12 protein-coding genes are annotated in these 11,969 nt (G+C 59.6%); 5 read left to right on the forward strand and 7 right to left on the reverse strand.

The features are described from left to right. Positions 1-58: 58 nt before the first annotated feature. The 3 genes from ACA064_RS11485 to ACA064_RS11495 all read right to left on the reverse strand — a co-directional run bounded on the left by ACA064_RS11485 (position 59) and on the right by ACA064_RS11495 (position 3,690). Positions 59-2,023: a DNA topoisomerase III gene (locus ACA064_RS11485; RefSeq protein ID WP_497674226.1), complete on the reverse strand. Its 1,965-nt coding sequence runs from the start codon at positions 2,021-2,023 to the stop codon at positions 59-61. A 246-nt stretch (positions 2,024-2,269) separates the two neighbouring features. Further along, positions 2,270-2,452 carry a hypothetical protein gene (locus tag ACA064_RS11490; protein WP_497673449.1) on the reverse strand — a complete coding sequence of 61 codons (183 nt, stop codon included), beginning with the start codon at positions 2,450-2,452 and terminating at the stop codon, positions 2,270-2,272. A 185-nt stretch (positions 2,453-2,637) separates the two neighbouring features. Continuing rightward, on the reverse strand, positions 2,638-3,690 hold the full coding sequence (locus tag ACA064_RS11495) for an alpha/beta fold hydrolase (RefSeq protein ID WP_497673450.1): 1,053 nt from the start codon (positions 3,688-3,690) through the stop codon (positions 2,638-2,640). 307 nt (positions 3,691-3,997) lie between these two features. On the opposite strand from ACA064_RS11495, the gene ACA064_RS11500 reads away from it, so the two are divergent. Next, on the forward strand, positions 3,998-4,198 hold the full coding sequence (locus tag ACA064_RS11500; protein WP_497673451.1) for a YbdD/YjiX family protein: 201 nt from the start codon (positions 3,998-4,000) through the stop codon (positions 4,196-4,198). 81 nt (positions 4,199-4,279) lie between these two features. On the opposite strand, the gene ACA064_RS11505 is transcribed toward ACA064_RS11500, so the two are convergent. Next, positions 4,280-5,593, reverse strand: a complete 1,314-nt coding sequence (locus ACA064_RS11505) for a sensor histidine kinase (RefSeq protein ID WP_497673452.1) — start codon at positions 5,591-5,593, stop codon at positions 4,280-4,282. Beyond that, positions 5,590-6,330: a response regulator gene (locus tag ACA064_RS11510; RefSeq protein ID WP_497673453.1), complete on the reverse strand. Its 741-nt coding sequence runs from the start codon at positions 6,328-6,330 to the stop codon at positions 5,590-5,592. The genes ACA064_RS11505 and ACA064_RS11510 overlap by 4 nt, the downstream gene beginning before the upstream one ends. Before the next feature lie 290 nt (positions 6,331-6,620). On the opposite strand from ACA064_RS11510, the gene ACA064_RS11515 reads away from it, so the two are divergent. Continuing rightward, on the forward strand, positions 6,621-7,829 hold the full coding sequence (locus ACA064_RS11515; protein ID WP_497673454.1) for a cytochrome c biogenesis protein DipZ: 1,209 nt from the start codon (positions 6,621-6,623) through the stop codon (positions 7,827-7,829). A 168-nt stretch (positions 7,830-7,997) separates the two neighbouring features. Here ACA064_RS11515 and ACA064_RS11520 read toward each other — a convergent pair whose 3' ends face one another. Further along, complete coding sequence (locus tag ACA064_RS11520; RefSeq protein ID WP_497673455.1) at positions 7,998-8,678, reverse strand: glutathione S-transferase family protein; 681 nt, start codon at positions 8,676-8,678, stop codon at positions 7,998-8,000. A 255-nt stretch (positions 8,679-8,933) separates the two neighbouring features. On the opposite strand from ACA064_RS11520, the gene ACA064_RS11525 reads away from it, so the two are divergent. From ACA064_RS11525 to ACA064_RS11535, 3 genes are all read left to right on the forward strand, one after another. After that, positions 8,934-9,599 carry a M24 family metallopeptidase gene (locus ACA064_RS11525; protein ID WP_497673456.1) on the forward strand — a complete coding sequence of 222 codons (666 nt, stop codon included), beginning with the start codon at positions 8,934-8,936 and terminating at the stop codon, positions 9,597-9,599. A gap of 13 nt (positions 9,600-9,612) precedes the next feature. Continuing rightward, the gene (locus ACA064_RS11530) at positions 9,613-9,966 is read left to right on the forward strand and encodes a gamma-glutamylcyclotransferase family protein (RefSeq protein ID WP_497673457.1); all 354 of its coding nucleotides are present in this window, start codon (positions 9,613-9,615) and stop codon (positions 9,964-9,966) included. A 117-nt stretch (positions 9,967-10,083) separates the two neighbouring features. Next, a complete protein-coding gene (locus ACA064_RS11535) occupies positions 10,084-10,512 on the forward strand; it encodes a TOBE domain-containing protein (RefSeq protein WP_497673458.1) in 429 nt (142 codons plus the stop codon). A 214-nt stretch (positions 10,513-10,726) separates the two neighbouring features. Here ACA064_RS11535 and yghX read toward each other — a convergent pair whose 3' ends face one another. Further along, positions 10,727-11,614: a YghX family hydrolase gene (gene yghX, locus ACA064_RS11540; RefSeq protein ID WP_497673459.1), complete on the reverse strand. Its 888-nt coding sequence runs from the start codon at positions 11,612-11,614 to the stop codon at positions 10,727-10,729. Positions 11,615-11,969 lie beyond the last annotated feature (355 nt).

Genomic DNA, 11,969 nt, shown 5'->3' on the forward strand with positions numbered 1-11,969 from the left:
CCTGGCGATTTCCCATGCACCGAAGGTCTCTGGTTGAAAGCACTTGGCCCTTTCCACACTAGGTTTTCCTTGCATCAAGCCCGCTGCCCGACTTGGTCGCGCGTTTGGTCGAAGTCGTTGCCTTGCGCTTGGTCGGTTTGCGTTTTTTCTTCCAGGGCGCCGCGCCACTACCGGCCGGGCTCGCCGGGCCGCTGATGGTCAGGCGCAGGCCGACACAACGGCTCACGTGTTTGCTCATCCAGGCGGCCTGTCGGGTGACGAACTCCTCGAGGCTCATTTCGCCGCTTTGCACCATATCCAGCGCCTGTTCCCAGATCGCCGTGGTGCCTGGATCGGCGATGGCCCGGGGAACCGCGTCGATCAGGCTGAAGGCCGCCGGGGTAGCCGCCAGGGCCTTGCCGTTCTTGACCAGATAACCTCGATCGAGCAACCCCTGGATGATCCCGGCACGGGTCGCCTCGGTGCCGATGCCGGTGGTGTCCTTGAGTTTCTGTTTGAGCAGGGGATCCACTACCAGCTTGGCGACGTTTTTCATCGCCTTGATCAGATCACCTTCGGTAAAAGGTTTCGGCGGCTGGGTCCAGAGGTCTTTCAAGATCACTTCGGCCACTGCGCAATCGCGGCCCTCGGTCAGCGCCGGCAGGGTTTGCGGGGCAGGCGCTTCGCGACCTTTGGCCGGCGCCAGGGCCTCGGGCAGCGCACGTTTCCAACCTGGTTCGACGATCAGTTTGCCCACCGCACGCAAGGCTTGGCCGGCGCAATCGAAGTCGGCCTGGGTCCGGTCATACTCGTGGTTAGGCAGGAACTGCGCCAGGTAACGCGCTCGAATCAAGGTGTAGACCGCGCGTTGTTTGCCCACCAGGCGCTCGAGGTCTTTGCTCGCGCCAGTGGGGATAATGCCGTGGTGAGCACTGACCTTCGCGTCGTTCCAGGCCCGCGAGCGGCGCTGTGGTTCGAGGTACTTGAGCAGCTCGGCCAGCGCTGGATCGGCTCGCCCCAATGCCGCCAGGATCTTCGGTGCCTCGCTGTGCTGGCTCAGCGGCAGGTAGCCGCAGTCGCTGCGCGGGTAGGTGATAACCTTATGGGTTTCATACAGCGCCTGGGCGATGTCCAGGGTTTCCTGTGCACCCAGCCCGAGCTTTTTCGAACAGACTTCCTGCAGCGTACCCAGATCGAAGGGCAGGGGCGCGGCCTCGCGCACTCGTTCGGTACGCAGCTTGACCACCCGGGCGCTGCTGGCGTTGCGCATGGCCGTCGCGGCTTCTTGCGCCAGCGCCTGATTCAGGCAGCGGTCCTGGTCGTCGCAGGCATCTTGCGCCGCGCGCCAATGAGCGGTGAAGGTCGTGTGGTCATGCACCAGCTGGACGTCGATGGCCCAGTACGCCACCGGCACGAAATCGGCAATGCTGCGGTCGCGATCGACCACCAACCGCAGGGTTGGCGTTTGTACGCGGCCCACGGGCAGCACACCCTGATAACCGGATTGGCGCCCGAGCAAGGTGAACAGCCGGCTCATGTTCATCCCGATCAACCAGTCGGCGCGCGAGCGCCCCAGGGCCGAATGGTACAGGCTGAAGGTCTCGGCTCCGGGCTTGAGCAGCGTCAGTGCCTTGCGGATCGATGCGTCGTCCAGGGCCGACAGCCATAGCCGTTGAATCGGCCCGCGATAACGACAGTGCTCCACCAGCTCGCGGGCAATCATCTCACCCTCACGGTCGGCATCGGTGGCGATGACCAGTTCGTCGGCCTCGCCGAGCAGGCGTTTGACCGCCTTGAACTGGCTGGCAGTCCTGGGCTTGACCAGCATCTTCCACTTCTCGGGGACGATCGGCAGATCGGCCAGCACCCAACGCTTGTAGCGGGCGTCATAAGCGTCCGGCGGCGCGGTTTCCAACAGGTGGCCGATGCACCAGGTCACGGTGACATCCGGCCCCAACCAGCAACCGTCGCCTCGGCGGTTGGCACCGAGTACCGCAGCGATATCTTTGGCCTGGGAAGGTTTTTCACACAGGAACAGCCGCATAACCACCATCATTTCTTACGGGTCTGGAAGCTGTACAGCATGCGCAGTGCCGCGCATTTGGGCAACCTTTATCTGTATGGATATACAGATAAATGTGTAGGCCCTGGCGGAGCCTGAAATCTTTTCCGGGTAGCGAAGATCAAAAGACAACAGCCTGCGGCAACTCCGAAGGGTTTGTAAGCCAAAACAAAGATGCCCCGCATCCATGGAAGGGGGCATTTTGTTGCCGCTGCAGACTGCCCGTTTTTACACAGTGGCGCGATTCTGTTGCAGACGATCGGAACCACCTTCAACGACATGATTCTCTTGCAGGCTCAAGCCCCGGGACAATTCGCTCGTGTTGTTTACCGAGGCGACGGACGAAAGACCGAGGCCGCCGATGAATGCCAGACCAAGAGCCAGAAACCAGAGTTTCGAGAGAATGAACATGGGTGACACTCCTGACGATTTATGAATTGGATGTTTGGGCAATGAGCGCCTGAACCGGCAGCGCCATCTGGTATCCATAGTTAACCGCCAGGGTGTATCTCCCATGTGTGCGCAAGCGCCCCCAAATCAATGCCTGCGTATCAGGTCGGTGTTCGTACACAGTCTGATACATAGCGGTCCCTGGATCAGAGACTCAATACATCGGTGACCGCATCGGCGAAGGCTTTCGGGGCTTCCTGGGGCAGGTTGTGGCCGGCATTCGGAACCTGGCGGTGCACTCGCTTGCCGAGGAATCTGGCCGCCGTCGCCGAACCGTCGCCCGCCGGGTAGTTGCCGTCGGTCACGCCGTCCAGGGTAATGGCCGGTAGGGTGATGGGGGGTAGGGCGGCCAGGCGTTTTTCGATGTCTGCGTAGGCCGGATATCCCTCGGCCAGGCCCAGGCGATGGCGGTAGGAGTGAATCACCACGTCGACATAGTCCGGGTTGTCGAAGGACTTCGCAGTGCGCTCCAGGGTGGCGTCGTCGAAATTCCAGCCCGGGGAGTTACGAGTCCAGATGACTTTGGCAATGGCCCGCCGGTCGGCAGTCAGGCCGAGGCGGCCACGCTCCGTCTGGAAGTAATACTGATACCAGAGCCCGGACTCGAGCTTCGCCGGAATCGGCGCCGTGGCGTGGGCGATGTCCTGCACCAGGTAACTGTTGACGCTTACCAGTCCATTGCAGCGCTCAGGCCACAAGGCTGCGGCCACGCAAGCGGCGCGGCCGCCCCAATCGAAACCGGCGAACACCGCGCTCTTGATTTCCAGCGCGTCCATCAACGCGATGACGTCTGCGCCGATTGCACCCTGCTGGCCTGAACGTGGGGTGGCGGGGTCGATGAAGCGCGTGCTGCCATGACCACGAAGGTGCGGCACGATCACCCGAAAACCGCGACCGGCGAGAATCGGCGCGACCTCTGCAAAGCTCTGGATGCTATAGGGATAGCCATGCAGCAGCAGGACGACCGGTCCGGTTTTCGGCCCGGCTTCGTAGTAACCGATGTCGAGGACTCCAGCGCGAATTTGCTTGATCGGTGCCAGCTCGGCGGCCGATCCAGTGACTCCGGCGTTGCCCGGTTGCATAGCTGATTGTGCCAGGGCCGGGGAAACCTGCAGCAGTTGGCTGGCAGCGAGGCTGGCAGCGCCGAGGCCGGCGATCTGCAGGAAATGTCGGCGTTTTTTGTTGATCGTGTCAGACATGGGGAATCCTCAATCTGCGGTGGGAACAGGCTCAATGGGAAGGGGAGCGAGGTCATGTCCGTCGCTCCAAACCATGCACACAGTTGATCGCAGTGAGGTATCCGGGTTGTTTCAAAATGGCCGCCGTATCAAAGCGAATGTATCAACCGCCTATGGATACACACTGGGATACATGCCTTGGGTGGCTATAGCGTCGAAGTCGCTGCTTTGAACACTTGAAAATACAAATAACCGGGGCGCCGACACATTGCAGATACATGAGTGCGATTTCATGGGCCGGTCCCCACCCTATAAAGAGAGATCCGCCATGTACCGCAAACTGCAGCATGCCGCCAAGTTCCTCAGCCAGAGCGCGCGCCTGATGGTGGGCGTCCCGGATTACGACAACTACGTCGCGCAAATGGCGCTCAATCATCCGGACCAGTCGGTGATGAGCTATTCGGCGTTTTTCCGCGAACGTCAGGAGGCGCGCTACGGTAATCGCACCTGTACGACGCGTTGCTGCTGAAGGCTTCTCGGTAACTACTGGCGAAAATCTGGATGGATCTGACCGGCATCTGGATCAGCGGTTAACCAGTCGCATCCGACCTCAATCGGGATGCCGCTTGAGCACAAGCTCTGCGCACAAGCCGCCGCCTTCGCGGTTGCTCAAGGTCAGCGTGCCGCCGATGGCGAGCGCCAGTTGCTGGGCGATGGCCAGGCCCAGTCCAGTGCCGCCGGTATTGCGGTTGCGCGAGTTTTCCACGCGATAGAAGGGCATCAATACCTGCCCCAACTCTTCCTCGGCGATCCCCGGCCCGCGGTCCAGTACCCGTATCGAAAGACTCGAATCGGCTTTGGTCTGAACCTCGATATGCGCCGCTCCGGCGAATTTCAGGGCGTTGTCCACCAGGTTGACCAGCACCCGGCGCAACGCATGGGGCCGGGTTTCGATGATCCCGGCATTCTTCTCGCCGAGCTCTACATCTTTGCCTATGTCCTGGTAGTCGTAGACCAGGCTGTCGAGGAAAGAATCCAGGTCGATCCGACAGCTGGCCTCGGTGGCACCATGGACACTGCGCGCATAGGCGACGCCTTCGCGAACCAGATGCTCGATCTCGCCCAGGTCCTGCCAGAGTTTGTCTTTCTCGCTGGAGTCGTCCATGAACTCGGCTCGCAGCTTCATGCGGGTAATGGGCGTCTGCAGGTCATGGGAAATCGCCGCCAGCAGTTGCATCCGTTCCTTGAGATAAGCGGCGATGCGGTCCTGCATGGCATTGAAGGCCGCTGCGGCATGGGCGACTTCAGTCGGGCCGTTCTCATTTAGATGGACGCTGTGGGCATTCGGGTCGAGTGTTTCCACGGCCCGGGCCAGGCGCGTCAGCGGGCGGATGGCGACCCGGACGGCCAGCCAGGTGCACAGGAGCAGCAGCGCCAGCTGCACCAGCAACACCAGCGGCAGCCACGAGGACAGCGGCATGACCGAAGGTCTGGCATCGATGGTGAGCGGGCTGCCGTCGCTGAGCTTCAGGTGAGCCTGGAAATGCTGCAGCGGCCCCGGGATTCGGGTAAAGCTCAGTGGGTACCGTTTGCCCACGGCTTCTTCGATCGACTGCACGGCCTCATGGGCATCTTTAGGGTCGATAGGCGTACCGGGCTCGCCTTCGCCCAGCATGTAACGATAAGTCCGACGCTCGAATCGCGGCACCCAGTCGGCACGCTCAGCGGCCGGTAAACGGTCGAGGACTGCGACGGCGATCGACACATCGTTCTCCAGGTTGCCCATCAACATCGCTTCTGCGCTTTGATAACGTTCGTAGAATTGCACGCCAAAGGACAGGCCGTGGGCGACGATCAGGCCGACCAGGAAAATCAGTGACAGCTGAGAGGCCAGCGTCCGCGGCCAGCGCAGCGCGAGATTCATGGCTGGGCACCGAGAATCTCCACGGGGAAGGAGAACACGTAACCCTCGCTACGCACTGTCTTGATGTAGGTCGAATCGCGGGAGTCATCCATCAGCCGTTGGCGCAGACGGCTCACCAGCAGGTCGATGGAGCGATCGAACAGATCGGCGTCGCGGCCCTGGGTCAGGTTGAGCAGTTGATCACGGCTGAGCACCCGCTGCGGATGATCGAGGAACACCCGCAACAGACGGTATTCGGCCCCACTCAAGGCCACCTGGGTGCCGTCCTCGTCCAGCAAGTGCCGGGCGGTGGTGTCCAGGCGCCAGCGGCCGAAGCCCAGCAGCCGACCGCTCTCGGTGATCACCAGGTTGGGCGGCAGCATCCGCGTACGCCGCAGCACGGCGTTGATCCTGGCGAGCAACTCGCGGGCGGAAAACGGTTTGGTCAGGTAGTCGTCGGCGCCCATTTCGAGGCCGATGATGCGGTCGGTTTCGTCGTTGCGCGCGGTCAGCATGAGGATTGGCGTGGTCTTGTGTTTGCCGGAACGCAACTCGCGACACAGAACCAGGCCATCATCGCCCGGCATCATGATGTCCAGAACGATCAGGTCGACCGTGTTCGATTCGAGGAAGGAACGCATCTGCCGCCCATCGGCGACCACTGTGGTGCGCAGGCCGTTCTTCTTCAGGTAGTTGCCCACCAATTCGCGGATCTCGCGATCATCGTCGACGATCAGAATGTGATTCACGTGTTCCATCGCACAACCCTCTGATATTCGGACATTGCGCATTCTAGTGAGCCGCAACGTTCGTACCGCCGACCTTTGTATCGCACTGTATCTGGATCGCCCTGGATACACAGGGAAACAAAGTCGACGTTTTTTCGGCTGGATGTATCTAACTGTATCCAGTCGCCATTTTGATACTTGCCGACTTGATGGACGGTCGTTTACGACACATTCGAGATACCTCAAGGGCATTCAATAGGCTCCATCGAGATTGCGCAGCAGCACTGCCAGTCTCACAATCAAAGTTAGCAGGTGATCCCATGTTACTCATTGCATTTCTGGGCGGGATATTGACTGTCCTCAGCCCCTGCATTCTGCCGGTCGTGCCGTTCCTGTTCGCCCGTGCCGACCGTTCACGTTCCTCGGTTTTCCTCACCCTGAGTGGCATGGTGTTGACCTTCGCGCTGGTGTCGAGCCTGGCGGTGGTGAGCAGCGAATGGGTGATCCAGGCCAATAATACCGGGCGCCATCTGGCGCTGATTGTCATGGTGCTGTTCGCCCTGTCGCTGATTTCCGCCAGGGTCGGTGACTGGCTGGCACGGCCTTTCGTCCTGCTTGGCAATCGCCTCGATCCTGCCAGCCGCAAGCTGTCCGGGCCATTGGCATCGGTGCTGGTGGGCGTCGCCACGGGGCTGCTCTGGGCGCCGTGCGCCGGGCCGATCCTCGGGGTGATCCTCAGTGGCGCCATGCTGCAAGGCGCCAACGCAGGAACCAGCCTGTTGCTGTTGGCCTATGGCCTGGGCAGTGCGCTGTCCCTGGGGACGCTGATCTTCGCCGGCCGCGGGCTGGTCAGCCGCTTGAAACCTTCGATACCGGTCACTGGCTGGTTGCGCCGCGGGGCGGGTTTCGCGGTATTGCTGGCAGCGGTGGTGATCTCCACCGGAGCCGATAACAAACTGCTCGCTGGCACCTCTTCTCAGGGATCCACCGCTGTGGAGAAAAGCGTCCTGGAAAAGATCCCCAAGGTGGTCGACTACTTCGTCAGCAAAGTCAGCGCGGCGTCATCGATGGAACTGGGAGTAAAAGGCAGCATGCCGCCGCTGGCGGGCGCGGTCGAATGGCTCAACTCTGCACCGCTGAGCAGTGAGTCATTGCGCGGCAAGGTAGTACTGGTGGACTTCTGGACCTACGACTGCATCAACTGCCAGCACACCCTGCCTTATGTGAACGACTGGGCGAAGAAGTACGAGAAGGACGGCCTGGTGGTCATCGGCGTTCATACACCCGAGTACCCTTACGAGAAGATCATCGACAACGTGCGTAAGCAGGTTAAACAGCTCGGCATCGGCTACCCGGTGGCTATCGACAATAACTATGCGATCTGGCGCGCATTCGACAACCAGTACTGGCCTGCCCATTACTTTATCGATGCCAAGGGCCAGGTTCGCTATAGCCACTTTGGTGAAGGCAGCTACGCCGAGCAGGAGAAGGTCATTCAGCAACTGCTGCAGGAAGCGAAGGCGGGCTGATTCTCGCGGATATACACCGACCCACTGTAGGAGCGAGCTTGCTCGCGATGGACGTTAACGATAACGCGTATTGTCTGAATAAACGCGCCGCCCTTGAGTCCATCGCGAGCAAGCTCGCTCCTACAGGTTCAGCGCAATCCATGTGGGGGTAATCCTCCCCGGAGTCCATCAGGTGACGTCCGCCGCCTGGCGAAACCGTTCCGGGATGGCCTCCGCAAACGGATAGAGCGAAAAGTACGGCCTGGCTTCGTCGATGACCCGTTGGACTGATGGTCTCTGGGTCAACCTGTCGAAATAGGCACTCAAGTGGCGGTGATCGTCGGAAAACGGCTGGAGCGTGCTGGCATAAAAAAGTGCCGGGGCCGCGGCACAATCGGCCATGCTGAAGTCGGGACTGGCAACCCAGGTTCTGGAAGCCATCTGGCGATCGAGTATGCCGTACGCCGTCTCCAGCATAGATCGTTCTCTGGTCAAATCGCCATTGGCTCCGCGTAGGCGATCGCCGACAATCTGTTGCATCGGTTCATGGATGTAGTTGTCGAAAAAACGATCCCATAGACGTACATCCAGCGCGGTATCCCAGTCGCCTGGAATCAACTGATGTTCAGCTGGATAAAGTCGATCCAGGTACTCGATGATGACTGTGGCTTCCGGCAGGGTGCGCTGGTGAGCAGGGTCACGGATGACCGGGAATTTGCCGATGGGCCATAGAGCTTGAAGCTCCGTTCGGTCTGCATCGTCCGCGAGATCGATGATCCTTCTTTCGAATTCGATTACGTTTTCGTAGAGCGCGATAAGCACTTTGTGGCAGTACGACGCCAGCGGATGGTAGTAAAGAGTCAGCGACATCTTTCACCTCCTCGGGGATTCCAATTCCGTTGCACCCATCATCATAGCCGCGGGATTGACTGCCGGAAAATGGCGACGAAGAAATGAAATATCCGTTTATTTGCGGCGCAATAAGCAGATCAGGTTAGCCGCCTCCAGGATGAGGTGCTGATGCGGATCGAGGCTTGGGTCATGGCTATATCTTTTTTATTGAATATCGCAATATACAAAGCTATATAGCGCATGAGCTGCGTTTTCTTTCAAAAGGAATGACCGATGAGCACGGCCCTGAGCGGCAAAGAAGCGGTAGGTGAGCGTTACACGCTGGAATCGATGCGCCACGCACAGCAGATGACCTGGAAGGCCATCGAACAGATTGCCCGGGTTATTTCGCCCGGCATGCGTGAGTCCGAGGCCCAGTTGCGGGGCAAACAGGTTCTGGCCGAACTGGGGATGGATCGAATCTGGCACCCACTGCTGATCCGTTTTGGGGCCAATACGCTCAAGACCTTCAAACAGCGCTCCGATGGCGATCCTGAACTGGGTGACGAAGACATTTTCTTCATCGACATGGGAGCAGTCTGGCAAGGGCACGAAGGTGATGCAGGGGCGACTTTCACCACCGGTTCCGACCCGGAAATGATCGCTTGTGCCGCGGCCGCTCGGGAGCTTTTCAATCGGGTCGAAGGGTTTTGGCGCAGCGAGCGGGTTTCCGGCATGGAGCTTTACCACTATGCGGCTGATCAGGCGCAAGACATGGGATGGAAGCTCAACCTGGACATCAAAGGCCACAGAGTCAGCGATTTCCCCCATGCGATTCACCGGGGCGGCGACCTCGGGGATTTAGGCGAATGCCCGACTACCGGTCTATGGATTCTGGAAATCCAGATCGCCCATCCTGAGCGTCCTTTCGGAGCGTTCTACGAAGACTTGCTGATCTGATCGAGGAAACCTCATGCCAAATCAAACAGAGCAACCGGTTCTGCTGTTCTCCTATGGCACCTTGCAGGATCGGGCGGTCCAACTGGCCAATTTCGGGCGCGAATTGAAAGGACGCCCTGACACCCTGCCAGGCTACAAACAGAACCTGGTCGAAATAACCGATCCGGCGGTGCTGGCCGCGAGTGGAAAAACCCATCACCCCATCGTGCAAGAGAGCGGCGACAAGTCGGACGAGATCGTCGGCACTGTTTTCGAGATCACCGCGCAGGAGCTGGCCGCGGCTGACGAATACGAGGTGGCGGACTACAAACGTGTCAGGGTCGTGCTCAAGTCCGGGACCGGCGCCTGGGTCTACGTGCGAGCCTGATTCCTGGAGATTGCACGCCAACGGATGACAAATGTGTCACTGCAGTTGCTTCACTTTGCGCTAATCTTGATGGTTTCCGGCAAATCTTAACTCTACGGTCAATAAGGACTCTTTGTTATGAAAGTCAGCGCACGCAACGTATTCAAGGGCAAAGTCAGTCAGGTACAACAAGGCGCGGTGAATGCCGAAGTGGGTTTGACTTTGCCTGGCGGCGAGCAACTGGTTGCCGTGGTCACCATGGAAAGCCTCAAGAACCAGGGGATTGCGGTAGGCAAGGACGCGATCGCTCTGGTCAAGGCGCCTTGGGTGATGCTGATGACCGAGTCCAGCGATATTCGCCTCTCTGCGCGCAATTGCCTGGAGGGCAAGGTGCTAAGCGTCACCGATGGCGCCGTTAACGCCGAGGTGGTGATCGAGTTGGCGGGCGGCTCGAAGGTGTATTCGATCGTGACCCGTGATGCGGTCGCAGAGCTGGGCCTGGTACCGGGTGTCAGCGCCACTGCGGTGATCAAGGCATCGCATATCATCCTGGGTGTTCCGGCCTGAGCACCCTTATCGCCAACTCCTGCCAGCCGATGACTCAATAAACGTCACGCAGATAGCGTTTCTGCTCGCTCAACTGGCGCCAGTATTCAATGGCGCTTTCCGGGCTCAAGGCTGGCATCTGGGCCAACAGAAACCATCCTGGCTGGGTCATGAAGAGGGTGATCAGGACTTTATAGTGCCCATGTCGCTCGATAGCACTTCGACGCGTCCAACACTAAGCGAGATATCGCCGAAACCAGGCCAGCGTCCTGTCCCATGCAAGATTGGCCGCGGCCTCATCGTAGCGAGGCGTGGAGTCGTTATGGAAACCATGGTTGGCGCCTGGGTAGATGTAGGCCTCATATGTCTTGCCGGCGGCTTTCAGCGCCTGCTCATAGGCTGGCCATCCTTCATTGATGCGCGTGTCCAGTTCGCCGTAGTGGAGCAGGAGAGGGGCCTGAATCCTGGGGACCTCTTCAGCCTTTGGCTGCCGGCCATAAAAGGGCACTGCAGCGCCTAGTTCGGGATAGGCGACGGCAGCGGCATTGGCAACTCCGCCGCCATAGCAGAAGCCGGTTATGCCGACCTTCCCCGTGGTGGAATCATGCTTCATCAGCCACTCGATGGCGGCGAAGAAGTCATTCATCAGCTTTTCAGGATCTACTTTAAGCTGAAGCTCCCGGCCTTTGTCATCGTTGCCGGGATAGCCCCCGACCGATGTCAGGCCATCGGGGGCGAGGGCGACGAATCCCGCCTTGGCCAGCCGCCGGGCGACATCCTCGATGTAGGGATTGAGCCCGCGGTTTTCATGTACGACAACCACTGCCGGCACCTTGCCGGTGGCTTTCGCGGGGCGGACCAGATAGCCACGGACTTGCCCGTGGCCTTTCGGGGATGGGTAGGCGATGTACTCGGCGATGATCTCCGGGTCGGTAAAGGACACTTGCTCGGCGAGCGCATAATTCGGAGTCAGGGCTGCAAGGGTGGCCGTGGCAGTCAGACCCACTAGCGTGAATGCCGCCGCCCGATCAAGAAACTCTCTTCTGTTGATCTTGCCATGGGCGTAGTAGTCATACAGTTCGAGCAGTTCAGGGGCAAAATCTTTCGCAGTGAGACGGTCCATCTATGCGTTTCCTTTTCAAGCACTCGCGTTGCCCTCCCGGCGTTGAACCGCAAGGGCTGACGAGTGCGGCCTGGAGTTCAATGATTAAAGCAGTGTTTCGGGGATGATGCCGAGCGCGGGCGCCACGTTGGATGTCCGTTGGCCACAGTTTGTCGAGTCGCTGTTTGTGGGCCAACAGTACTGGATTAGAGCGCCGCGCCCGCGGGGAACCGAGTAGGTTTTGTCCGCGCGGATCTGCTTAAGCTAATTCAAAAATAGTATTTGTTAGGGTTTTTTAAGATCGTTTAGCTTTATGGGCGACACACTTGTGGCGAGGGAGCTTGCTCCCGCTGGGGCGCGATATAGGTAGTCCGTT

This window comes from Pseudomonas sp. LBUM1658, assembly GCF_059716055.1.